The following is a 23,011-nucleotide window of genomic DNA, read 5'->3' on the forward strand; positions in this document are numbered from 1 at the left end:
GACTTTTAACGCTTGACTCTCAATTATTCAACCATGTCCACAGAAGTTGTTGAAATTCTTTCACCGGAGGAACTGCGCCGGACGGTGACACGCCTTGCCTCTCAGGTCGTAGAGCGGGGAGGCGATCTCTCTAAGCTTGTCCTGGTAGGGATTTATACTCGTGGAGCCAGTTTGGCATCCCTGCTGGCACGGCAAATTGAAACGCTGGAACAAATTGTGGTGCCTGTCGGTGCTCTGGATATTACGTTTTATCGAGATGATCTGGATACGATAGGTCTGCGGACGCCTGCCAAAACGAACATTCCCTTCGACCTGTCCGGCAAAACAGTGGTGCTAGTTGATGATGTGATCTTTAAAGGGCGGACAATTCGGGCAGCACTGAATGCAGTTAATGACTATGGCAGACCAGAAACTATTCGGCTGGTGGTACTGGTCGATCGCGGACATCGGCAGGTTCCTATCCACCCAGATTTCATCGGCAAGCAGCTACCCACAGCCCAGGAAGAGCAGGTAAAAGTCTATCTTCAGGAAGTTGACGGGCGGGATGGTGTAGAACTGCTAAGAGCGTAAGTCCGGGTGTAGGGTATAGGAGGAGATAAGGTTTCGATGAAACCCCGTACCCTGTCCCTTAACCCCAGTTTTATGGAAACCCAGAGCCGAAAAGCGGATCATTTGCGTATCTGTTTAGATGAAGATGTGCAGTTTCATCAGACCACTAGCGGCTTTGAGGATTACCGCTTTACCCACTGCTGTCTACCAGAGCTTGATCGCCGTGATATCGACCTCAGCACCCAGTTTTTGAATAAACCCCTGGGGGCACCTATTCTCATTTCTTCTATGACAGGGGGAACAGAGCAGGCGAAAACCATTAACTATCGTCTGGCAGCGATCGCCCAGCACTACCAGTTAGCGATGGGAGTGGGTTCTCAACGGGTGGCAGTGGAAAACCCGGAAGTAGGAGCGACCTTTGCGGTGCGATCGCTGGCCCCCACCATTCCCCTATTTGCCAACCTGGGAGCGGTGCAGTTGAACTACCGTTACGGGCTGGATGAATGCCTTAAAGCAGTCGATTTGCTCGAAGCGGATGCCCTGATTCTGCACCTGAACCCACTGCAGGAGTGCGTTCAAACGAGGGGGGATACAAACTTCCGGGGATTGCTGGACAGAATTGCAATGCTCTGTGACAAACTCCCCGTTCCTGTGATTGCCAAGGAAGTAGGGAACGGAATTTCGGCAGCTATGGCAGAAAAACTGATTGCTGCCGGAGTGGCGGCGATCGATGTTGCCGGGGCAGGGGGCACTTCCTGGGCAAAGGTCGAAGGGGAGCGGGCAAAGGATAGTCGCCAGCGTCGGTTGGGTCAAACCTTTGCCGATTGGGGAATTCCAACCGCAGACTGTATTACAACGATTCGGGCAACCACTTCTACGATTCCTCTCATTGCATCGGGGGGGCTACGAAATGGGCTGGATGCCGCTAAAGCGATCTCCCTGGGAGCAGATCTGGCAGGCATGGCACTCCCGTTTCTGCAAGCTGCCAATGAATCAGAAGCCGCCCTACATGAACTGGTTGAAATTTTGCTAGCAGAACTGATAACAGCCCTGTTTTGTACTGGTAGCCAGCAGTTGAAAGATTTGCGATCTCCCGGGGTGTTGAAAAAGATTTGATCCCAGAGGTGTGAGACCAGGCAGACAAGGGTAACGGACACCCTAAACACCCGGTAAAGCTTGAATGAAAATTCACCCCGTAGCCCTACCCTTATTTAAACAACTTCAAATAGTTAAACAGTCTGAGGCAGCTTTTCTGGCTCTACCGAGAGTTCTGAACCCTTCATCTCACAGAGTTGAATAAACTCCTTAAACTGCTGGACTAATTCTGGATTACGCCACCCTTTAGCTGTTTCCTCGACCATAATGGTCAGGGCTTCTTCAGGAGTAAACGCCTTCTTATAGGGACGCTCACTGGTGAGGGCATCATAGATGTCGATAATCTGAAACACCTGAGCCAGATAGGGAATCTGCTCACCAACTAACCCATCGGGATAGCCAGTTCCATCCCAGCGCTCATGGTGGTGACGAATAATGGGAAGGACCCCCCGCATGGTTCGCAGCGGTTGGCAAATCTTTTCACCAATCTGAACATGTTGCTGCATTACCTCCCACTCTTCCGGGGTGAACTTACCAGGCTTGAGTAGAATAGCGTCTGGGATTCCGACTTTACCAATGTCATGCAGGTACCCCCCCCACATCAAGTCTCGAATTTCAGTCCGAGACAGTCCTAAAAACTCGCCAAATGCTTGCCCCTTTTTTACCAGGCGCTCACAGTGGTCACCTGTGTTAGGGTCACGGCTTTCGACCGTGCGGGCGATGGAAAAGAGCACCTGTTCCGCATGGTCTAGATCTTCATTCAGGCGTTTTTGGCGAATCAGAGACTTGACCCGTGCAGACAGTTCAAGCTGGTCAAACGGCTTGGTCAGAAAATCGTCTCCGCCTGCTTCGATGCCTTTTAAGCGGGCGCGGCGATCGTCGAGAGCCGTCACAAATACGACTGGAGTTAACCGTGTTTGCTCATCTTGTTTGAGCCGACGGCAAACCTCAAATCCATCCATTCCCGGCATCATCACATCCAGCAAAATCAGATCGGGATTGCCGGAAATGACTGATTCCAGCGCTGCTGGGCCGCTATCTGCTTCTAAAACCTCATACCCTTCTACTGACAGCAACGCAACTGCCGTCATTCGGCTAGAGGGATGGTCATCAACAACAAGGACTCTGGGACGGTCTGAATCGAGGCGGTTCACTGGAACAGATCTCACGATAGAAGATTGTAGAAGGACCTGATGATGCACAACTGGCAATAACAGTAACAATTTACTGAAGCTTTGATATGTCCAGTATGGGCAATTGCCTTAGACGCGAAATCAGGTTTTCTACGGAGATTGTAGCTTCTTCAGAAATTTGGAGTTGGGTACTTTAGCCACTCAATAACGCTTCAATAAATTCATAGCTAGAGAAGGGTCGCAGGTCTTCAATGCCTTCACCAGCACCAATGAACCGAATGGGAATGCCCAATTGCTGGACAACCGCAAGGGCAATTCCGCCTTTGGCAGTCCCATCCAGTTTCGTTAGCACAACACCGCTGAGTTGGGCAACTTCGGAAAAGACCTCTGCCTGCCGCAGACCGTTTTGTCCCAGGGTGGCATCCAGTACTAGAAGAGATTCAACAACTGCGTTATCTGCCTTCTTATCAATAATTCGGCGAATCTTACTAAGTTCGTCCATCAAATTCTTTTTGTTCTGAAGACGTCCGGCAGTATCTACCAGCAGCAGTTCGGTGCCTCTTGCCTGAGCAGCCGCGATCGCGTCAAACACCACTGCCGCCGGATCGGTATTCTGCCCAGGGTTGGCAATTACCTCAATGCCGCTACGGGCACCCCACACTTTAACCTGCTCAACGGCGGCAGCCCGAAACGTGTCGGCTGCGGCAATTAAGCAGTTGTAGCCTGACTTCTGGGCAATGTGAGCCAATTTGCCAATGGTGGTTGTTTTTCCTGCACCATTCACACCTGTAATCAGCCAGATGTTCAGGGTGTCTTTCTGGGGGGCAAAAAAGTAGTTGGCTTCGCTCAAGGGAGCGTCCAGCATCTCTCGCAGGATTTGTTTCAAGTAGGAGATCGCCGCATCAGGGGGGAGAACTTCATCCCGCAGTTTTTGCTGAAGCTTTTCAATAATGGTATCCGTAGCGGCTACCCCGACATCGGCTTGCAGGAGGGCAGCTTCAATTTCTAAGACAGCATCCTGGTTGAGGGGTCCCTGACCCACGATCGCCCGTAACTGGTTAACCAACCCCCGGCGGGTCTTATCTAGCCCCTGGCGTAGACGATTTAGCCAGGTGATCTCTTCTAAAGAAACCTGATCGGGTCGCCGTCCCTGGGCTGCCAGCACCTCGGCTGACCACAGAAAACCCTCATCCAGGATCAATTCTGGCAGTTCGGGAGTCCGTTCTACAGGTGCCTCAGCAACGGTTGGAGAAACGATTTCAGGTTCGGGTTCCGCGATCGCAGTTTCCTTCAGCCGTTCTAACCGAGCTTGTCGCTCCGCCTCTGACTCTGCCCAAAATGGCAGGGGCGCAGCGGATTCAGCAGAGGGTTCTGGTTCAACTGGCTCCACGACCGTATCGGCAACGGATTCTGGTGGAGTGATTTTTACTTCAGGTACCGTCTCAGGCACACCCACGACTGCCACAGGTTCATCCGCTGTCTCAGTCCCAGGAACAGCCGTCTCTAAACCAACCGATTCCGAGGGCAGTGGCTCTGGCTCAAGTACGATCTCGGTTGCCCCTGCTCTGCCTGGAATCCCGGTAACAGGTTCTTCTAATACAGTGGCAGGTTCGGTGCTGGATCCTTCTAGCGGTTCGATTGCTGGTTCAATCGTTTGAGTTTCCTCTGCTTGAGGAGCGACTTCAGTTTCAATCTCAGCAGCTTTAATCTCAGCCGATTGTTCGGCGGGTTCTGGGGAAATGGTCTCAGGTTGGGCGATCGCCGGTTCAGGTGGAGGCAGTGGAGCTTCAGCAGCAACAGCCAGGGTTTCTGGGGTTTCTACTGCCTCTGAGGTTTCTGCGGGTATAGTTGCGACTTCAGCCTGTTGCCGTTTTTGAATATTCTGGTAAGCCGCCTTTGCCCAGGTCAAATAATCTTCAGACACTCCGGAAGAAGTATCTTCCTGTCGTTCTGACTCTGACTGCTCAGGCTCGACCTGCTCAGGTTTAGCCTCGACAGACTCCGCCGCCGGAACCTCGTCATCCTGCTGATCAAATCGCCGCCGAAACCAATCAAACGCCATAGCCCTTACCCAAACGCTCTGCCAAACGAACTTCCCTTCTTTAACTGTAAAGAATAATGTCTAAAAAGCACAGGAGGAAAAGGGGTTAGGTCGTAGGGAGTCAGGTGCCAGGTGCTTTTAGCCTACCCTTCAGAACAAAGCCTTACAGCCTTTAGCCTTCTTCCATTACCCAGTGTCTAACTCTCAATTCTCAACTTTCAACTACTTGACTGCAATTCCGCCTTAATTTGATCCGCTACTCGTCGCATCACCCCATTAATAAACCGATGTCCATCGTCACCACTGTAGCGTTTTGCCAGTTCCACAGCTTCGTTGATGGCAACCCGATCGGGAACGCCCAAAAACAGAATTTCTGTCACAGAAATTCGGAGGATGTCCCGGTCGATCCAGGCGAGGCGAGAAAGCTGCCAGTCTACCAGTGCCTGGGACAAAACCTGGTCTATCTTTTCCCGATTGGCTTTTAGGGTGCGGATGATTTCCAGGGTGTAGGAACGCACTTCTTTCTGATTGGTCAGTTGAATGAACTCTGGCACTTCCATCGCAACTCCCAAACGATTAATGGCTGTCTGGGTCAGTTCGATCGCTTCCTGCACCATTGCCCGAGCGCTCTGCACATCCGTAGCGCGAGTTTCACTGCTCAACAAGCGGGCGTTGCTCTGCTGAAGTTCAGCCGATGCGGTTTCCAGGGCATCTTGTGCCTCAGTGGTCAGGGTGCGAACGGCAGCAACCAGAACACTTTGCAAGTCCTGAGCTTCCAGACGCTCCTGTTTGGCAGGTAGCTGACTGATACTGAGAAGTGCCAGTTCACGAGCGATTCGACGGGCTTGCATAATAAATTGAAGAAAGGGAACAGTTGAAGGCTAAACTTCCTCTTCGAGGGCGATCGCCGGACGAGTCTTTTCAAGGAAGGAGTCAAGGGGACGCTTACCTGACATCGGCAAAGAGACGGGAGATGTTGCTTCGGGACTAACGATGCCACCGGAAATGATGACTTTAAATGCGTCTTCAATCGACATCGAGAGATTCACTACAGCATCTTCGGGCACTACCGCATACCAGCCAGTTGTAGGATTTGGAGTGGTGGGGATAAACACTCCCAACATAGGACCTGAAAAGTGGGACTGAAGTTCTCCACTAATCACACCAGTAACAAAACCGAGCGACCACACCCCATTACGGGGATATTCAACCAGTACGACCCGGCGAAACCGATTGCCAGAGTCTCTGAGCAGAGTTTCCAATAGTTGCTTCAGGGTCTTGTAGACCGAACCAGCCAGGGGAATGGCTTGTAGGAGGCGTTCACCAAAATCAAGCAGCCAGCGCCCCACAAAGTTCCTTGCCATCAAGCCGATCAATAGAATCAGAGATAGAGGAACTGCCAATCCTACCAATAGGTTAAGCAAGTTCAATAGAACCGGGTGTAAGTTGTCGAATGGATTTAACTGCTGAGGAATGCGAGTTAAAAAGTTAATCACCCAGGTTGAGACCGTGTAGGTTAACCAAATGGTTGTTGCCAGCGGAATAATTACCAGCAACCCTGCAATCAGGTCATTTTTCAGGTCTTGCTTAAAGCGTTGGAGCACAATTAGCCCAATCTCCTCGATATCTGGCTACAAAAATGTCCGACTGTGAAAATGCTGGATTAAAAATTGCCCTATCCACCTCTTATTATTAAGACTTGTCATGGGCAATGTAAAGGTTTGTTACGGCATTCACCTTTTTCCCATGCTTTTGCCCTTCCATCTTAGGCATCTCTTTAGCCGATTGAGTACTTTCCCAGGATTGGGGTTTCAATGAACGGAGAAACCAATTCAGGCGAAGGAAGGGCGCGGGATCATGATGACTCTCCCAAATATCCTACGGCGATCGGTATCCTAACTAACCATAAATTTCGATTAACTACCCCAGAAGATTGAGGTCAGCAGGGCAATGTTAACTGCAATTAATTGGTGTGATCGGGGCTGTAAAACATCTGACGCAGCCCGGTCCAACCGATAAGAGCATAGACGATCGCAAACAACAAGCTGCTCAACCCAACCCGTAAACCAGCTTGCAGTGCTCCCCGGTAGGTTTGTTCTTCTAACTGCTGCTTCTGAGTTTGAATTTCTCTCAGTTTTTTGTCCCGTTCGGGGGCAATTCTGGCATCCAGTGCTTTCGGGTCAGTTTTTAGCTTTTGCAGTTCTTGCTGCTGCTGCTTTGCCTGGGTCAATTGGTCGCCCTGGAGTTGCCCTGCTTGAATTGCCTGATCAAGCACCGCCAGTTGTGGATCAATCTGTGCCCTGAATTGCTGCACCTGAGCGCCAAGCTGGGTTTCAGCCTCGGTTGCCTTTTGCCCAATTTGACTCACCTGGTCTTCGGCAGCAAGGCGGGTGGCATTCACATTCAGCGGCACGATAAGCAAAAACATCAATCCTAAAACGCTGGCAAGCCAGAGTACCGCTAATTTTAGCCCTTGAGAATTGCTTCTGGTAGATTCAACGGTCGCTTCAACCCAAAAACCAGTAAACAAACAGGCTAAACCCACCAGGGGAATAAACCCCCGGTCAACTAGCTGCGTGGTTAGTAGCATGACTGACTGGTTGTTTTGAAAGTTAGCCGCTATCAAAGACATTACCAGGTCAATCAGGTAGGACAGGATGAGGACACTCCCAACCAGCTTAAGGATGAAGGAGGTCAGGGGCGTAAGGGTAGGCGATTTCATTGCTTCTTGGATGATTCGGGTGTGAAGTTAACTGGAATTACTCTGCCAACCACCTATAGTAGTACTGGTTTGAATCTCTCCACACTCAAAATTGACGGTATAGCAAGAGATGGCTGAGACGATGAACAAATTGGTTGAGGTGTTGCCAGATCAGGCAGCGTTAGTTCAAAGAGCGCTAGAAATAGTTCGGGATAGGATTCAGGGGGCGATCGCCGAGCGGGGGCAATGCACGATTGCCCTGGCAGGTGGCAGTACCCCAAAACCTTTGTATGAAAAGCTTGCAACCCAGGATCTTCCCTGGCGTGGTATTCATGTGTTTTGGGGCGATGAACGCTACGTTCCCCCCGACCATCCAGACAGTAACCAGGGTATGGCTAGGCGTGCCTGGCTAGATCAAGTTGCCATCCCCGCAGGCAACATTCACCCCATTCCTACGGATGAATCCGACCCGGCGATCGCCGCCAACAGGTACGAAGCCAAACTGCAAGAGTTTTTCCAGGTGCAACCGGGAGAGTTTCCTACCTTTGATATCATCCTGTTGGGAATTGGGGATGATGGGCATACGGCATCCCTGTTTCCCCATACGGAAGCACTGGAGATCCGCGATCGCCTGATTACCGTTGGTAATAAAGATGGTCAACCCCGGATTACGTTTACCGCTTCCTTAATTAACCATGCCAACACCGTTATTTTTATGGTTGCCGGTGCTGGAAAACGCCACGCCCTAGACCAGATCTTTGCATCTGAAGCTGATGCAGCCACCTATCCAGCTCGCCTGATTCAGCCCCAAGCAGAACTCTGGTGGTTGCTAGATCAGGCGGCAGGGGGTGAGGAGTGAGGAGTGAGGGGTGTTCGCCTTTGGCGTTCCCGCAGGGTGGAGTGAGGAGTTGTTGGTTGTTGGTCGATATCTATATGACTATTGACTGTTAGTTTTCATCCTTGCCCCCTTGCCCCTTCCCCCTATTGCCTGTCCCCTATCGCCTGTTATATTTGGCAAATCAGGCAGTAAAAAAGACACAATAGCTCTCGTGTGTTGAAAGGGAAATGTCCATGATTGTTTGCCCCAATTGCAATCATCCGAATCCAGATGGAGCGATTCAGTGTGAGGCGTGCTATACGCCCCTACCAGCTACCATGAATTGCCCCAACTGTGGTACGACGGTGCAGGTCGATGCAAGCTTCTGTGGGCAATGTGGGTTTAATCTGCGGGTAGCCGAAACTCCGGTGGCGAGCAGTGTGGCAACTTCATCTTTAGGAACCTCTTCCTCTATGTCTGACCTACCTGACTTAATTCCTCCGGATCCCCTACTGCCCCTCGAACCATTGGTGCAGCAACCCCCAGAGAAAAATCCAATTTCACCCAGTCCCAGTCAGATGCCTCCCTCTCCAGTGTCGCCACCGCCTATCCCGGCAACCAGTCAGCCCGTTGCAGCAGAGAAGCCTGCTAAGTCGTCTGCTCCCACCGTAGGAATCAGTACTCAGTTGCAGCAACAGACTGTGCGGCTCTTCCATGTGCAGACGAGTACATCGATTGAGTTACCCCAAAACCTTTCAGTCGTTCACCTGGGCAAACCCAACGATCGCATCCCTCCCGATGTTGACGTTTCGGGCTTCCCCGATTCTGAAATTGTCTCGCGGATTCATGCCGACATCCGGATTGAGGGTGATGCCTTTTATATTGAAGATGTCGGCAGCTCAAATGGAACCTACATCAACAACTCTCCGTTACCGATGGGGAATCGGCACCGTCTTCGATCGGGCGATCGTATTTCTCTGGGTAAGGGCGATAAAGTGACATTCCTGTTTCAGCTTTCCTAAGAAATGGCTCCCTTTGACCATCGTTATCTCGAATGGGAAGTCGTGGGTTCAACTTCGGTGAAAGCAACGTAGGATAGAAACAAGCTTCCGTCAGTATTTCAGTTTCCCCCGCAGTCTACCATTCAGACTTTGCCCCGCTAGTGTGATTACGTTAACACTCCTGCACCCAATTCAGTCAATCCCTGTTCAAAACTGGAGTTTTGAGCACGAACCTGTCATTCGGATTGGACGGTCAACCGACAACCACGTTATTTTGTATAGCGCCGTTGTCTCCCGCCACCATGTAGAACTGCGGCAGGTTAATTCGCAATGGGAAATTGTGAATCTGGGGGCAAATGGCACCTACCTGGAGGGCAAACGGATTACCCAGGTGCCGATTGAGGATGGGGTGATTATCCGTTTGGCGCGGTCAGGTCCCAATATTCAAATTCATATTGGGCAGTCAGCCTCAGAGCTATCCCAAAACTTAGCGGGAGAAAAGACTCTGGCTCAACGAATTAAGAGCCGGTCTGAGGGCAATGGCAGAGAAGCCATACACTCAGATCTAGCCAAAGAGGTTTCCCAGTTGCCTGTGACCAGTCAACCTGTGTTAGACGATGGGGAGTCTCTAATCCCTGGAAAACTGCCTACCACTGCGGTGGATGAAGAAGGTTCTCCTGGATCTGAGGGAAAATTGGCAGCAACCGCAGAGCCAAGCAGGGGATTTTCCCAGGGTAACTCTGAGGAGTTGCTTTTTTGTCAGGAAAGTGGACAACCCCTACGAGTGCTTCAAACCCTGGTAGAGTATCAGGTTGTCAAAACCCTTAAGGACGATGGCATTGGGCTAACTCAGGTCGTCTGGCGAAATGGTCAGAGTTTGTTGCTAAAAACCCTCAGTGCTGCATGGGTGACCCACCCCCAGGCGGTGCAATTGTTTGAGCAGCAGGCAAAGGCACTGTTGCAATTGTCCCATCCGGGCATTCCACGATTTGTTGACTATTTCGCGGTCAATCAGCAGCCATACCTGGTTACGGAGTGGGTTCATGGGCAAGACCTGAGCCAGCGGGTTGCAAAACAAGGTACTCTTTCTCAGGAAGAGGCGATCGCCACCCTGCTGCAAATTTGTGATGTACTGGATTATTTGCACCAACAACCTGTCCCGTTCGTTCATCAGAACATTCATCCTGAACATCTAATCCAGCGTCCTTCTGCCTTCAATCCCTACACGATCGCAGTGGTTGGTTTTGCTTCTCTCAAGGAACTGGCAATCGGGACTCAACTGGCTTCCTCTGGCTACAGCGCCCCTGAACAATCACAAGGGCACCCCACCCCTGCCTCTGATCTTTATGCACTGGGTCCGACGTTAATTTACCTTCTAACTGGCAAGAACCCGGCTGAATTTTATGCCCAACGAGAACAGGGGTTTCGCCTCTATCCAGAGTATGTGCCCAATCTTGCCCCGGAAATCGTGACGATTATCCGCAAGTTAACCAATCCACAGCCGGACGATCGCTACACTAGTGCCGGAGAGGTGGCTGAGGCACTAGGGCAAATGATTGGGTGAAGAGGGGGGATGAAGTTGAGAGTTTTGAGTTGAAAATGTTGGGTTTCGCTGTCGCTCCACCCAATCTACGTTGCTGAACTAACAACTAACAACTAACAACCAACAACTCCTCACTCCTCACCCCACCCTGCGGGAACGCCAAAGGCGAACACCCCTCACTTCTCCTTCCTGAAACTATAAATAATTTGAGTTTGCAGTTGATCGCAGACGGAGGATGGCTGCTGGCTGAGGAGAAAGATCTGCCGGTCGAGTTTCATTTGTAAACCAGTGAGGGGATCAGACCCCGGGGAAACGATGAACTCCAGGGTTTGTAAATCGGGTAGGAGGGCGAGATTGTTAAGGATCTGGGAGATCGCTTCGGTGTAGGGATGGCTGGGCTGCTGGTACCATTCGGGGTCTCCAATCAGGGGTTGTTCAAACCCAAGGTGCACGACTAAATCTGCTTCGCTAAACAAGGCAGAGGCAACCGGTCGCGTTTCTTCTTGTAATATGAGATCGTGAGTTTTTGCCAGGTGGCGCAGTTTCTCCAGGCGGTTGTAGCGGTCGGTAGTGGTCAAGTTGGGATCTTGCCAATGGAGAGCAATGGTCACCAGGTAAGCTCGCAGCATCCAGTGACCCAGTTTTTCTGCCTTCGTCGCAAGATAGCCAAAGTTGTAGCTGGTCGCCTCAATCAGCAGGGGAACCCGTTCCACCACTTCCAGCCCATATCCCTTTAGTCCGGCAATCTTGCGGGGATTGTTAGTAATCAGGCGCATCTGGTGAACCCCCAGATCATTCAAAATTTGAGCACCCATGCCATAGTTTCGCAAGTCTGCCGGAAAACCAAGATGCTCATTGGCTTCTACCGTATCAAACCCCATGTCTTGTAGGGAGTAAGCCTTCAGCTTATTGACCAGCCCAATCCCTCGCCCTTCCTGACGCAGGTAAACCACAACCCCCCGCCCCACACTTTCAATCATCTTGAGTGCGGCTTGCAGTTGCATCCGGCAGTCACACCGGAGAGAGCCGAGGGCATCTCCAGTTAAGCATTCAGAATGCATTCGCACTAATACTGGTTGATGGACAAACTCAGCAGGATCGCCTTTGACAATTGCCACATGCTCGGAGTCATCCAGGGTGTGGCGATAGGCGTAAATTTTGAAATGCCCAAAGTCGCTGGGCAAGTCGGCGATCGCCTCCCGACAGATTAGCCGTTCATGCTCCAACCGATAGCCAATCAAATCAGCAATACTGATGATTTTGAGCTGATGTTCCCTGGCATATTCAACCAACTCTGGCAACCTTGCCATTGAGCCATCGGGATTTTGAATTTCACAAATGACTCCAGCGGGGTACAGCCCCGCCAGTCGCGACAGGTCAACAGCCGCTTCTGTATGCCCTGCCCGCTTGAGTACACCTCCCTCCCTTGCCCGTAGGGGAAACACGTGTCCCGGACGACGTAGATCCTGAGGGCGGGTGAGAGGGTTAATAGCAATCTGAATCGTGCGTGCCCGATCTTCAGCCGAAATCCCCGTCGTCACCCCTGCACTTGGGGAAGCATCGATACTAACTGTGAATGCCGTCTGGTTGCTGTCGGTGTTATTGGTCACCATCAGTGGCAAATCCAACTCATCCAACCGCTCTCCGGTCATTGCCAGACAGATTAAGCCACGGGCATAAACCGCCATAAAGTTAATCAAATCTGGCGTTGCAAATTGGGCGGCACAGATGAGATCCCCTTCATTTTCACGGTTCTCATCGTCTACCACGACGATCGCCCGACCTGCCATCAGATCTGCCAGTGCTGCCTCAATAGCATCAAACTTGAAGGGAATGGAAGAGGGGGAGGATTCCACAGAAAAGCTCAAAGCGATGATTCCGTAAAGTTTCTTAAAGCTTACTCACATTTAAAATTGTAGTCCGTTTCGTTGGCTAACCGCAGGAGGGGTTGTGAATAGCCGGATGAATTGAAACGGCGTTCTAACTCTTCTAACTCTAAATTCATGCCTGGAATCATCAACGCCCCGTATGAATAAAAACAGAAGCAGCTACTACACCAAAAATAGGTTGTCTGGTATTACAATGCATCAAACGTCAAAACTCTTGCGTCAATGCCTGAGTCAGGTTTAAACCCTATCCAACAATTTTCTGGGTTTGGTGCTATACCGCTGGCAGTTAAGACTGTTTGGATAGGGTTTTAGAAGGTCGATTTTTGCAACGCAAAGATCTATGTTCTGCAAGAAGTCTATTTCAGTAAATCGACCATCGAGAAGGTAAACCATCATGGGGGACATGGAACACGTACCGGTTGGGATCATTGGTGCGTCGGGGTATGGTGGAGTGCAATTGGTGCGGCTCCTGATGGATCATCCGCGTCTGGAGCTTGCCTATCTAGGCGGTGAGAGCAGTGCTGGACAATCATTTTCAGATATTTATCCTCATCTGGGGCACCGAGTACAGCAAACAGTTGAAGCATTGGATCTGGATCAGATTGCGGAACGCTGCCAGGTTGTCTTTCTGTCATTGCCCAATGGCTTGGCACTCAAAATGGTTCCTACCTTACTGGAAAAGGGTTGCAAAGTTCTAGATTTGTCGGCTGACTATCGCTTCTTTGACCTGGCCACCTATACATCCTGGTATGGTGGCGAACGGTCAGATCAGGCGGTTGCTGAGTCAGCAGCCTATGGTTTACCAGAACTGTATCGCGATCGCATTGCCCGGTCCCAACTGATTGGCTGTCCCGGTTGCTATCCCACGGCAAGTTTGCTGGCGCTTTCCCCTTTGCTAAAGCAGGGATTGATTGTTCCCGAAACCGCCATTATTGATGCCAAATCAGGCACCTCTGGCGGCGGACGGCAGGCAAAAACGAATATGCTGCTGGCTGAGGCAGATAACTCGCTGGGAGCTTACGGAGTGTCTCGCCATCGGCATACGCCGGAGATTGAACAAATTTGCAGTGACCTGGCAGGGCATGAAGTTCTGGTGCAGTTTACGCCCCATTTAATCCCAATGGTTCGTGGCATCCTGGCAACCGTGTACGCTACTCTGCGTGATCCTGGGCTAGTACGGGAGGATTTGCTCACCATCTATAGTGCTTTCTATCGCAATTCCCCCTGGGTCAAGATCCTGCCAAGCGGAGTCTACCCTCAAACTAAATGGGCATGTGGCACTAACCTCTGCTATATCGGTGTAGAAGTCGATCCCCGCACCGATCGAGTGATCGTCATGTCGGCGATCGACAACCTGATGAAGGGGCAGGCAGGGCAGGCAATTCAATGCCTCAACATCATGATGGGATGGGAAGAAACCTTAGGATTGCCGCAACTGGCATTTTATCCGTAGGTCTATAGCGGTTTCCGGCTGAATGAGGTGTGGGAGTTTGAGGTACGGTGGGACGCAAAGTGTCTTCACCGTACCTCAAACCTTTAAAGGGGCTATAAAACTTTTACTGGAAAGCTCTGGGTCTGAGTTCGCCGTGTTGTTCCTTACATATGTAAGAGTTTTGAACACTCTTTTACGTTAGCGCCATAGCTTATTTTCCAGATCTCTAACCTGGCGTTCCAGGCGATCGATCCGTCCCCGTAGCTCATCCATTTCGGATTGGCGGGGTACGCCCATGTCTTGCAGCAAGTTACGCATCTGGCGTTGCATGGTGGTTTCAAAATTCCCCTGCTCGGACTTTAGCTTCTGCACCAGGTCGTCCATCACTACCTTAGCCTGGTCAGGGTTAAGCTTGCCGTCTTTGACCAGTTCATCGCTGACTTCCTTGATTTTTTCCGCCACGATTGATGTGGTGCCTACACCCAGCATGAGCAATTGCGTAAGCCAATTGTTGTTATCCATACCATTTTCCTAAACATTGAACTGAAACAAGGCAGAGGATTGCTCTCCAATTACAACCCTATTCTGTCAAATTTGCCGTTGCCATTGAGCAGTTCAGCGTTTGTAACGTTTTTCCCTGTTATTCAGGCTTCCTTTGTCAAGTTTTTTTGACCTGCTGAAGAAATGCTTTCCAAAGTTAGAAGATAGGACTCATAGGGATTCTCATGGGCATTAAGGTACACCCATACTCCACACTGTTCAGGCTTCTAGTGTGTCAGCCAAACCATTGAGCGCTCAGGTCGAAAGTTCACTTCAATGCCCGGCGCTCCGTCCTAACGGGATGTACCTGACTTAAATAGCTATCGCCAGGTTGCTTAGGACATTGGGGGTAAAGGGGGTGTGGGGCGTTGCTCCCAGCCAGGGGTTCCGTGCAGGGGACCCCTGCACCCCGTCCTAAATCAGGTGGCTACGGCTATAAACGGGAATTGCTATATCGACTAGCCAATTGTTTAAGGAAACAGGTTTCAGTTTTTATAAAACTTTAGATATTTAAGGAACGGCAATGACTTTACTAAAAGGGAGTTCAAAAGCCTTCAAATTTTGGGCGAGTCTGCTGATAGGAGCGATCGCAACCACATCAAGCACTCTCCTGGCTGGCTCAGGAGCTTCAGCTTCTGATCCTACTCACCTGGAAGATCCGTTCGCTGATTTGGATGGAATGGAGCAGGTGACCTCGGTTTCCCAATTGAGGGATGTTAGACCCACGGACTGGGCATTTCAGGCTCTTCAGTCCCTGGTAGAACGCTATGGCTGTATTGTCGGCTACCCCGATCGCACCTACCAGGGAAACCGTGCCCTCAGCCGCTATGAGTTCGCTGCTGGCGTTAATGCCTGCATGGATCGGATCAGTGAGTTGTTGGCGGCGGCAACCAGCGATCTGGTCAGCAAGGAAGATCTGCTGGCGTTACAGAGAATACAGGAAGAGTTTGCCGCAGAACTGGCAGTACTTCGGGGTCGGGTGGATACGCTGGAAGTTCGTACTGCCACCCTGGAGGCACAACAATTTTCGACCACCACTAAGTTAAATGCTCAATTGATTGTGGCAATCACTGATACTTGGGGCGATCGCGTCGGTGGCGAGTCCAATCGAACTCAACCTTTCTTAGCGGATCGTGCCCGCCTCAACTTTGAAAGTAGTTTTAGCGGCAGAGATTTACTCAGAGTGCGGTTGGAATTTGGCAACTTCCTTGCCTCTGATGGCAGTAGCCAAATTGCCAGACTGACTGGCACCAACATGACGCGGCTCAACTTTGATACCAACTTTGCCAACCTGGTCAGCATTCCCCACGTCCGTTACTTCTTTCCGGTCAGTGAGTCCGTTTCCTTTGTCGTGGGTCCGGTCGGAATCGGCTTCACCGACATTACAGACACCATAACCCCTCCAACCGTCGCAGACGATGGACTGGGTATTCCCTCTCTATTTGGTCAATACAGCCCTTTCTATCGTCAAGGCGGCGGCGGTGGTGCCATGAACTGGAACATTACCAAAGACATGATTTTGACGGTTGGTTATCTGGCTGGTGGTAGTCCCAACTCCCCCCTTGAAAAAAATGGCTTGTTTGATGGCAACTACCATGCGATGGCTCAACTTGCCTTTTATGGTGCCTGGGGCGGGTTGGGTATTGGTTATAGCCATTCCTACTACCCTGGAGGCAGAGTCTTTTTAGCCGGGACAACGGGCAGCGCTTTAGCCAGTTCGCCCTTTGGCAACACCATTCCCACCAGCAGCAATGCCTTCAACCTGAGCGGCTTTTACCGAGTCTCTCCTAATTTCAATATCCACGCCTGGGGTGGGTACATTCGTGCCACGGCTGAGACAGCTAACCTCAGTCTGCTGCCGAACGGGCAGGGGGGTTCCAACCTGTTTCTGGTCAATGAGGCTGACCAGGCAAGTCTCTGGTATGCCGCATTTGGTGTGACCTTCCCTGATATTGGAGGCAAAGGGTTCATGCCCGGCATTTTAGTCGGCATTCCGCCTAAGGTCAGCAGCAGTGATGTGTTACGAGAGCGCAGCACTGCCTACCATGTGGAAGCATTTTACCGGCTTCAGTTGAATGACCAGATTGCGATTACTCCAGGTTTCTGGGTCATCTTCAACCCTGAAAACAATAGCGGCAATGATACCCAGTACGTTGGGGTTGTGCGCACAACGTTTAATTTTTAAGGCATCAAGGCAAATTATGGAAGGTCTGACCTATGGTGATTGAGTGGCTGAAAGTTAGGGTTTCCCCGGAATTGAGGGAAAAGTATATCCAAAAGGACGAGGAAATTTGGACCACGGCTTTATCCAAATACCCTGGCTTTCTGGGTAAGCAGGTATGGATTAACCCCAAACAGCAGAATGAGGTGGTGCTGGTAATTCAGTGGCAAAGTCGTGAGGCTTGGAATCGCGTTTCGGCACAGCACATGGAAGAGACTGAGCGCCTGTTTTCACAAGCGATGGGGGAAGCTGTCTACAGCATTATCGAAGAAGGAGAGTACCAAATACGCAAGTTTCCGCAAGCCCAACAGTAGAGCTGCGACTTCTCAGAGAAATCGTAAGTCCTGTAGATGTGGATGTTGAAACCAGCACCCAGCAACTAAAGCAAATCCCTAAAAAGAGCTACTGGTATAGCTTTTGCTATCACCGCTACGGTTTTCTCGGGGTTTGGCTTTGTTGACTTTGAGTTCCCGTCCCAGCCATTCTGCACCGTCGAGTTCAGCGATCGCGGCATCTTCGCTTGCCTCATCCTTCATCTCAACAAATGCAAATCCACGCTTTCTACCTGTTTCCCGATCTGTGGGAAGGCTGATTCGGGAGACCTCACCGTAGTCTGAGAAAACCTCCCGCAAATCATCCTCAGTAGCCTGGAAGGACAGGTTACCAATGTAAATAGTCACGCTACTCTCCAACCAAATCTTTAGGGAAGACATCCAAATGAGGATCGAAAACAGTGCAGATAAGAACTGTTCACAGCACCCCATCAGAATATTACTCGTTGAGTATTATAACCGAATCTAGCTGTAGAAGCAGCATAGATCAAACAAAATGTCTACCCTCAAAGCCATCAATTTCTATCGGGGGTATGGCGGCTTTTGAGGAGGAGAGGGGAGAGGGGAAAGGGAGCAGAGGGGAAAGGGAGCAGAAATTTAGCTCCTGACTTCCGACTCCTAACTCCTGACTCCCCAACTACTTGAAGTACGTGATTGAATGGAAGTGGTTTTCGGCTAGGCTTTAAGATGGAGTGTTTGCAAGCTAAGGTGTGGTTGTAGCGTCTGAGGGGTAACCGCTGAATGGATACGAAGGCTTTTAAGCGATCGCTAAACAGTTCCGAAAACTATCATCGCAAGGGCTTTGGGCACGAAGCCGAAGTGGCAGATCAGATGCAGTCAGAGTATGAAAGCCGTCTGATCCAGCAAATTCGCAACAGCAACTTTTGCCTGCAACGGGGAGAGGTCACCATTCGGCTAGCAGAAGCCTTTGGGTTTTGTTGGGGCGTGGAGCGGGCTGTGGCAATGGCATACGAAACCCGTCAGCATTTCCCGACTGAGCGCATCTGGATTACTAACGAAATCATTCACAATCCTTCGGTTAACCAACGGTTGCGGGAGATGGAGGTTCATTTCATCTCAGTGACAGCAGGTAATAAAGACTTCTCTGGCGTGGAAGCAGGAGATGTCGTGATTTTGCCTGCTTTTGGAGCCAGTGTTCAGGAGATGCAGTTTCTCAGCGATCGCGGTTGCACCATTGTTGACACCACCTGCCCCTGGGTGGCGAAGGTATGGAACACGGTTGAGAAGCACAAAAAAGTTGCCTATACCTCGATCATTCACGGTAAGTATAAACACGAAGAAACGATCGCAACCAGTTCCTTTGCAGGCATTTATTTGATTGTGCTGAATATGCAGGAAGCTGAGTACGTCGCCAACTATATCTTGAAGGGCGGCAATCGCGATGAGTTCATGGCAAGGTTCAGCCGTGCCTGCTCTGCTGGGTTTGACCCGGATCTCGACCTGGATCGGATTGGGATTGCCAACCAGACCACCATGCTCAAGGGTGAAACGGAGCAGATTGGCAAGCTGTTTGAGCGCACCATGATGCAGAAATATGGACCTGACCAACTCAACCAGCATTTCCTCAGCTTTAACACCATTTGCGATGCCACCCAGGAACGCCAGGATGCCATGTTTAAACTGGTCGATGAGAAGTTAGATTTGATGATTGTGATTGGGGGTTACAACTCTTCCAACACCACCCACTTACAGGAAATCGCGATCGAGCGGGATATTCCCTCCTACCACATCGATAGCGACAGTCGGATTGGTCCTGGGAACCAGATTGAGCATAAACCCTTGAATGGTGACCTGGAAGTCACTGAAAACTGGCTACCGGAGGGCCCAATTGTCATTGGCATCACATCGGGTGCTTCTACCCCAGACAAGATCGTCGAGGATGTGGTCGAGAAAATCTTTGCTATTAAACAGGTTGCCTCGGTCGTATAAGTTTCTTTACGATTGCAGCCTTCCGCTCCGTACCTGGGGAAACCTAAGCTCAAGTTCCGGTCAATCAGATGATGGGGATCGCTGCGGTAACGGTCAGAACTTAAGCAATTCTGTCTTCTAACTCAATCCGTAGCTTAAACTATTGATTGACAGGGTGGATCAGAGTTGTGTCAGTCATGGTAGGGTTTTCCGAGTTTAAGCCGGTGGGCTTATTGGCTCGAATTGCTAGTTTTGCCGCAATTCCAGGTCCAAAGCCCGCATCGGTAGGTAATGGAACAGAAGCCGAGCTTCATGACGGCTTCTGCATTACGCTGGAAAGCCAGGACGGTGCGGAAGTGTCCATTTCGGCTGAAGCGATCGCCTACATTGCCAGTGAAGCCGTTGTTCTCCATAATGTTGAAACCTACTTGCAACTAGGTGAAGTCTTATATCAGCAGCAGCAGCTAACGGATGCAGTGGCAATTCTTCAGCGGGCTGCCCAGCTTTATCCAGAAAACCCGCTCGTTGCCCGACAATTGGGAACCGTATTTGCCCAACGGGGTCAGCTTAGGGAAGCGGCATCTGCCCTTCAGAAGGCGTTACAGTTGGCCCCTCAGGATTTAGAAGCCTGCCTCTGTCTGGGAACAATCCTGGAAGGACTGGGTAACCTGAACGGAGCGATCGCCCTCTACCAAAGAGCCATGCGGCTAGATCCGCAAAACCCAGTTCCTTACAAATACTTAGGGATGGTGAGGATCCGGCAGGGAAACTTTAAAGAGGCAATGACTCTTTTCAACCGGGTGATTCAACTCAATCCTGACCATGTGGATGCTTATATTGAACTGGGTACGATTCTGTCCCAACAAGGGGCGTTGAACGAAGCAATCACGCTTTATCGCAAAGCCATCCAACTCAGCCCCAACGAGGCGAAAGCTTACTTTAGCCTGGGAGTTGCCCTCCACAAGCAGACCAAGTTAGAAGAGGCGATCGCTGCCTACAACCGGGCAATTCAAATCAACCTGGACTACGCCGAAGCCTATCTGAATTTGGGCATTGCCCTGGATCAGCAACACTCCAGGGAGAATGCGATCGTGGCGTTGCAGATGTCCAGGAACCTGTATCGCAAACAGGGCAATACCCAGAAAGCCAACCAGATTGAAACCAGTCTTCAGTTGTTTCAGGTTTGAAATTACCGCCGCGCCCAGTCTGGTTGCCTCTATGATTCTGGCTCAAAAAACCTGGGTGATATTTCTGCGATCGAAGACATTACTAAACTGAATTTAAATAGACAGAGCAACTTCGCAGTCTGCAATAGTTTGCCACCCAGGTATTGGAAGAGTCTGAGAGCCTAGATGTGGCAGATCCAAAACTACTCCCCTCAACCCTGTATCTACATCCGCACTGAAACAATTATCGGCGATCACGTCCGAATAGCGATCGCCGACAATGGTGCCGGGATGACCGAGAGCCAGCACCAGAAGCTTTTTAGACCAACCCGATAGCGAACTCAAATGGGTTTCAGCACCCGGTCAGGGTGCCGAACTCCGGATGGAAACCCCAATCTACCAATTAGGAACAGGTTTATTGATAATCCATCAGTGGATGATGTAAACCGCTAAACCAGCCTAAATCACTACCCCTAGTTAGATGCCTTCACATTGCGTGCCATATCCAGGTAAGAAGCCATATTTGCCCCAGGGCGACGACGACCGTTGGTGCTGGCAGGCAGGAGGTAGTCTGTGGCAAAATTTGTAACCGTCGGTTGAGGTAGGTTAAGTACCTTAGTAACCGCAGCGGGTTGGGGTGCCTTAGCTGACTCAGCGGAATTGTTATTCGTTCCAGCTTCAGCCTTTGCGGCGGCTAATTGCTCTGCCCGCTTAGAAGACTTCTTCTCACCCTTCGCCGCAGGCGCAGAAGCCGCAGTGGGATCCGCAGACTGGCTGGGGGCAGAGGAAGTGTTACCGCCCTTTGCATCCTCAAGCTCAATATAAAATCCATTGGAGCTTTTCTTGGGCTTGGACTGCCCAGAGGCACTGTTTAAATCAGCGCCCTTTTTCTTCGAGCCTAATAGCCCACCCAGAAAGCCAAAGATTCCAGAAAACAAACTCTTGATGAGATTAATCAAACCGCTCATTACAACTGCTCCTGAAGTTCGTACCGATTTGCTGGCGCAAGGTTTGGGGACAGGATAATCTTAAAGATATTTAAGGCTTTACATTGACCCATGTATGCCAATCAATATCAACCCACTTTAATGACAGAGACTCTAAAAAATCAGATGGATAAGCAAGACAGCGATCGCATTGGACGCTCTGCTGGTCATCTGGCTATAGCCTGACAAGTGGAATCCAAACGTTTATCGTCACCGATTATGAGATTCTGGCGGGGAACAACGCAAGATTTATCTAAACTTCTTCGCAAAAGTTAACTCTCACACAAACAGTAAAGTATCCAACAGCCATTTTTATCTGGGAGAAGTATGTCTTAATCCTGGATCCCTGATCTTTGATTGACTAATACCTCCAAGCTATACCGCGTCCGACCGAGAAACGCTCCATCTATAATCTTACGTTTGATTCGCCGCTGGGAAAACCAAATCATTACAATAAAAAATCATTGCGGTATATTACGAGGCAACTTCTTACAGCCCAACTATGACGACTTCAGATTTACGCAATCCAGTTTTGCTGGTTCATGGGATTTGGGATACGGGCATCATTTTTCACTCAATGCGGTCTTACTTGAGAAGTCTGGGCTGGTCAGTCTATGAGCTTGACATGACTCCCAATAATGGAGATGGCAAACTAGAGCATCTGGCAGAGCAGGTTGCTGATTATATTGACCGCAGTTTTGCTTCAGACATGGCAGTAGATGTCGTTGGCTATAGCATGGGGGGTATTGTTAGTCGCTATTATGTTCAGCGCCTGGGGGGCGTTCGGCGAGTGCAGCGATTGATCACCCTGTCATCACCCCACAATGGCACCTGGGTTGCCTATGGTTCCCAACGTCCCGGATGTTTACAAATGCGCCCAAACAGTTCTTTTCTGACCGACTTAAATCGGGGCATCTCCATCCTCAATCAGCTCAACTTCACCTCTATTTGGACTCCGTTCGATACGATGATCATGCCAGCCAGTAGTTCCCAAATGGCAGTAGGGAAAGACGTTAGGGTATGGGTCTCAGCGCATCACTTGATGGTTTCTGACCCCAAAAGTCTGCAAGTCGTTGCCAGTTCACTGGCAGAACCGCTTAGAAGCATTGCTAGTGTTCAAGGATAAGGTTATTCAACACCACCCAAATCCAGGATTTGAAGTTTAACAATTCAAGCTTGACCTATCCGATCGCCAATCGCTGCAAAATCCCGGCTCCCAAAGATGGCTTCAGGGTGGCAGTAAAATTTGAACTCCAGCAGGTTATAGAACGGATCCTGGAGGAAGAATGTACGGTGTTCCAACGGTAGCCCCGGAAACCGCCGTTTGGGTTGCTGGTAAAACGTAAGCTGTTTGTTCTGTGCCCGTTCTAGCAAAGCTTCCCAATCTGCTTCCGCACTGAAGACTAAGCCAAAATGTCTGGGATAAATTCCCTTTTGAAGGGGCAACGATTCATTGGTCACATGGGCTACAAGCTGATGTCCGTACAGATTGAGAATCACCGAAACATCACTTTCCCGCCCCACTTCACAGCCCAAACCCTGGGCGTAGAACTCCTTCGTCTGGGGAATGTTGTTGACGGGAAAGGCAAGGTGGAAGAGGGTGGGGGACATGGGAGGTGAGGGGTGAGGGGTGAGG

22 protein-coding genes are annotated in these 23,011 nt (G+C 50.4%); 12 read left to right on the top strand and 10 right to left on the bottom strand.

Annotated features, from left to right (window positions below; genetic code table 11):
- The first annotated feature begins 33 nt into the window (after nt 1-33).
- Nucleotides 34-570, top strand: coding sequence for a bifunctional pyr operon transcriptional regulator/uracil phosphoribosyltransferase PyrR (gene pyrR / locus AC1S52_RS18935; protein ID WP_482030601.1), 537 nt, complete (start codon nt 34-36; stop codon nt 568-570).
- Between the two features lie 36 nt (nt 571-606).
- A complete protein-coding gene (gene fni / locus AC1S52_RS18940) occupies nt 607-1,665 on the top strand; it encodes a type 2 isopentenyl-diphosphate Delta-isomerase (protein ID WP_482030602.1) in 1,059 nt (352 codons plus the stop codon).
- 113 nt (nt 1,666-1,778) lie between these two features.
- Here fni and AC1S52_RS18945 read toward each other — a convergent pair whose 3' ends face one another.
- The 5 genes from AC1S52_RS18945 to AC1S52_RS18965 form a co-directional block, all read right to left on the bottom strand.
- On the bottom strand, nt 1,779-2,798 hold the full coding sequence (locus AC1S52_RS18945) for an HD domain-containing phosphohydrolase (RefSeq protein ID WP_482030603.1): 1,020 nt from the start codon (nt 2,796-2,798) through the stop codon (nt 1,779-1,781).
- A gap of 172 nt (nt 2,799-2,970) precedes the next feature.
- Complete coding sequence (gene ftsY / locus AC1S52_RS18950) at nt 2,971-4,839, bottom strand: signal recognition particle-docking protein FtsY (RefSeq protein ID WP_482030604.1); 1,869 nt, start codon at nt 4,837-4,839, stop codon at nt 2,971-2,973.
- Nucleotides 4,840-5,036: 197 nt separating this feature from the next.
- On the bottom strand, nt 5,037-5,669 hold the full coding sequence (nusB, locus tag AC1S52_RS18955) for a transcription antitermination factor NusB (RefSeq protein ID WP_482030605.1): 633 nt from the start codon (nt 5,667-5,669) through the stop codon (nt 5,037-5,039).
- A 30-nt stretch (nt 5,670-5,699) separates the two neighbouring features.
- Nucleotides 5,700-6,422 carry a DUF502 domain-containing protein gene (locus AC1S52_RS18960; protein WP_482030606.1) on the bottom strand — a complete coding sequence of 241 codons (723 nt, stop codon included), beginning with the start codon at nt 6,420-6,422 and terminating at the stop codon, nt 5,700-5,702.
- 359 nt (nt 6,423-6,781) lie between these two features.
- The gene (locus AC1S52_RS18965) at nt 6,782-7,540 is read right to left on the bottom strand and encodes an HpsJ family protein (RefSeq protein ID WP_482030607.1); all 759 of its coding nucleotides are present in this window, start codon (nt 7,538-7,540) and stop codon (nt 6,782-6,784) included.
- Nucleotides 7,541-7,661: 121 nt separating this feature from the next.
- Here AC1S52_RS18965 and pgl point away from each other — a divergent pair, with 121 nt between their 5' ends.
- From pgl to AC1S52_RS18980, 3 genes are all read left to right on the top strand, one after another.
- Nucleotides 7,662-8,378: a 6-phosphogluconolactonase gene (gene pgl, locus AC1S52_RS18970; protein ID WP_482030608.1), complete on the top strand. Its 717-nt coding sequence runs from the start codon at nt 7,662-7,664 to the stop codon at nt 8,376-8,378.
- Nucleotides 8,379-8,584: 206 nt separating this feature from the next.
- Nucleotides 8,585-9,358, top strand: a complete 774-nt coding sequence (locus tag AC1S52_RS18975; RefSeq protein ID WP_482030609.1) for an FHA domain-containing protein — start codon at nt 8,585-8,587, stop codon at nt 9,356-9,358.
- Nucleotides 9,359-9,500: 142 nt separating this feature from the next.
- Nucleotides 9,501-10,901: a protein kinase domain-containing protein gene (locus AC1S52_RS18980; protein WP_482030610.1), complete on the top strand. Its 1,401-nt coding sequence runs from the start codon at nt 9,501-9,503 to the stop codon at nt 10,899-10,901.
- A gap of 155 nt (nt 10,902-11,056) precedes the next feature.
- On the opposite strand, the gene ribBA is transcribed toward AC1S52_RS18980, so the two are convergent.
- Nucleotides 11,057-12,736, bottom strand: a complete 1,680-nt coding sequence (ribBA, locus tag AC1S52_RS18985; protein ID WP_482030611.1) for a bifunctional 3,4-dihydroxy-2-butanone-4-phosphate synthase/GTP cyclohydrolase II — start codon at nt 12,734-12,736, stop codon at nt 11,057-11,059.
- Nucleotides 12,737-13,163: 427 nt separating this feature from the next.
- Here ribBA and argC point away from each other — a divergent pair, with 427 nt between their 5' ends.
- The gene (gene argC, locus AC1S52_RS18990; protein WP_482030612.1) at nt 13,164-14,222 is read left to right on the top strand and encodes an N-acetyl-gamma-glutamyl-phosphate reductase; all 1,059 of its coding nucleotides are present in this window, start codon (nt 13,164-13,166) and stop codon (nt 14,220-14,222) included.
- Between the two features lie 177 nt (nt 14,223-14,399).
- Here the strand turns inward: argC and AC1S52_RS18995 are convergent, their stop codons facing one another.
- The gene (locus AC1S52_RS18995; RefSeq protein WP_482030613.1) at nt 14,400-14,723 is read right to left on the bottom strand and encodes a phasin family protein; all 324 of its coding nucleotides are present in this window, start codon (nt 14,721-14,723) and stop codon (nt 14,400-14,402) included.
- Nucleotides 14,724-15,264: 541 nt separating this feature from the next.
- Here AC1S52_RS18995 and AC1S52_RS19000 point away from each other — a divergent pair.
- Both AC1S52_RS19000 and AC1S52_RS19005 read left to right on the top strand, forming a co-directional pair.
- On the top strand, nt 15,265-16,926 hold the full coding sequence (locus AC1S52_RS19000; protein ID WP_482030614.1) for an iron uptake porin: 1,662 nt from the start codon (nt 15,265-15,267) through the stop codon (nt 16,924-16,926).
- 32 nt (nt 16,927-16,958) lie between these two features.
- Nucleotides 16,959-17,276, top strand: coding sequence for a TIGR03792 family protein (locus AC1S52_RS19005; RefSeq protein WP_482030615.1), 318 nt, complete (start codon nt 16,959-16,961; stop codon nt 17,274-17,276).
- 78 nt (nt 17,277-17,354) lie between these two features.
- Here AC1S52_RS19005 and AC1S52_RS19010 read toward each other — a convergent pair whose 3' ends face one another.
- Entirely contained in the window at nt 17,355-17,642 is a 288-nt protein-coding gene (locus tag AC1S52_RS19010) for an RNA recognition motif domain-containing protein (protein ID WP_482030616.1), read from the bottom strand.
- Between the two features lie 393 nt (nt 17,643-18,035).
- On the opposite strand from AC1S52_RS19010, the gene AC1S52_RS19015 reads away from it, so the two are divergent.
- The 3 genes from AC1S52_RS19015 (at nt 18,036) to AC1S52_RS19025 (ending at nt 20,725) form a co-directional block, all read left to right on the top strand.
- Entirely contained in the window at nt 18,036-19,244 is a 1,209-nt protein-coding gene (locus AC1S52_RS19015) for a 4-hydroxy-3-methylbut-2-enyl diphosphate reductase (RefSeq protein WP_482030617.1), read from the top strand.
- 176 nt (nt 19,245-19,420) lie between these two features.
- Entirely contained in the window at nt 19,421-20,410 is a 990-nt protein-coding gene (locus tag AC1S52_RS19020; protein WP_482030618.1) for a tetratricopeptide repeat protein, read from the top strand.
- A 165-nt stretch (nt 20,411-20,575) separates the two neighbouring features.
- Nucleotides 20,576-20,725 carry a hypothetical protein gene (locus AC1S52_RS19025; RefSeq protein WP_482030619.1) on the top strand — a complete coding sequence of 50 codons (150 nt, stop codon included), beginning with the start codon at nt 20,576-20,578 and terminating at the stop codon, nt 20,723-20,725.
- Nucleotides 20,726-20,862: 137 nt separating this feature from the next.
- On the opposite strand, the gene AC1S52_RS19030 is transcribed toward AC1S52_RS19025, so the two are convergent.
- Nucleotides 20,863-21,357 (bottom strand): hypothetical protein, encoded by a 495-nt coding sequence (locus AC1S52_RS19030; RefSeq protein WP_482030620.1) that lies wholly within the window; start codon nt 21,355-21,357, stop codon nt 20,863-20,865.
- A 520-nt stretch (nt 21,358-21,877) separates the two neighbouring features.
- On the opposite strand from AC1S52_RS19030, the gene AC1S52_RS19035 reads away from it, so the two are divergent.
- Nucleotides 21,878-22,501: an esterase/lipase family protein gene (locus AC1S52_RS19035; RefSeq protein ID WP_482030621.1), complete on the top strand. Its 624-nt coding sequence runs from the start codon at nt 21,878-21,880 to the stop codon at nt 22,499-22,501.
- A 44-nt stretch (nt 22,502-22,545) separates the two neighbouring features.
- Here AC1S52_RS19035 and AC1S52_RS19040 read toward each other — a convergent pair whose 3' ends face one another.
- Nucleotides 22,546-22,986, bottom strand: coding sequence for a VOC family protein (locus AC1S52_RS19040; RefSeq protein ID WP_482030622.1), 441 nt, complete (start codon nt 22,984-22,986; stop codon nt 22,546-22,548).
- Between the last annotated feature and the right edge of the window lie 25 nt (nt 22,987-23,011).

It is taken from the genome of Kovacikia sp. CALU 1929 (assembly GCF_056784235.1).

Bases quoted from the DNA above. Each gene is read 5' to 3' on its own strand.
- AC1S52_RS18965 (WP_482030607.1), bottom strand. From the start codon at position 7,540: ATGAAATCGCCTACCCTTACGCCCCTGACCTCCTTCATCCTTAAGCTG.
- AC1S52_RS19035 (WP_482030621.1), top strand. From the start codon at position 21,878: ATGACGACTTCAGATTTACGCAATCCAGTTTTGCTGGTTCATGGGATT.
- argC (WP_482030612.1), top strand. From the start codon at position 13,164: ATGGGGGACATGGAACACGTACCGGTTGGGATCATTGGTGCGTCGGGG.
- AC1S52_RS18995 (WP_482030613.1), bottom strand. From the start codon at position 14,723: ATGGATAACAACAATTGGCTTACGCAATTGCTCATGCTGGGTGTAGGC.
- AC1S52_RS18975 (WP_482030609.1), top strand. From the start codon at position 8,585: ATGTCCATGATTGTTTGCCCCAATTGCAATCATCCGAATCCAGATGGA.
- pyrR (WP_482030601.1), top strand. From the start codon at position 34: ATGTCCACAGAAGTTGTTGAAATTCTTTCACCGGAGGAACTGCGCCGG.
- AC1S52_RS19025 (WP_482030619.1), top strand. From the start codon at position 20,576: ATGTGGCAGATCCAAAACTACTCCCCTCAACCCTGTATCTACATCCGC.
- nusB (WP_482030605.1), bottom strand. From the start codon at position 5,669: ATGCAAGCCCGTCGAATCGCTCGTGAACTGGCACTTCTCAGTATCAGT.
- AC1S52_RS19030 (WP_482030620.1), bottom strand. From the start codon at position 21,357: ATGAGCGGTTTGATTAATCTCATCAAGAGTTTGTTTTCTGGAATCTTT.
- AC1S52_RS19040 (WP_482030622.1), bottom strand. From the start codon at position 22,986: ATGTCCCCCACCCTCTTCCACCTTGCCTTTCCCGTCAACAACATTCCC.
- ftsY (WP_482030604.1), bottom strand. From the start codon at position 4,839: ATGGCGTTTGATTGGTTTCGGCGGCGATTTGATCAGCAGGATGACGAG.
- fni (WP_482030602.1), top strand. From the start codon at position 607: ATGAAACCCCGTACCCTGTCCCTTAACCCCAGTTTTATGGAAACCCAG.
- AC1S52_RS19005 (WP_482030615.1), top strand. From the start codon at position 16,959: ATGGTGATTGAGTGGCTGAAAGTTAGGGTTTCCCCGGAATTGAGGGAA.
- AC1S52_RS19020 (WP_482030618.1), top strand. From the start codon at position 19,421: ATGGTAGGGTTTTCCGAGTTTAAGCCGGTGGGCTTATTGGCTCGAATT.
- AC1S52_RS19000 (WP_482030614.1), top strand. From the start codon at position 15,265: ATGACTTTACTAAAAGGGAGTTCAAAAGCCTTCAAATTTTGGGCGAGT.
- pgl (WP_482030608.1), top strand. From the start codon at position 7,662: ATGAACAAATTGGTTGAGGTGTTGCCAGATCAGGCAGCGTTAGTTCAA.
- AC1S52_RS19015 (WP_482030617.1), top strand. From the start codon at position 18,036: ATGGATACGAAGGCTTTTAAGCGATCGCTAAACAGTTCCGAAAACTAT.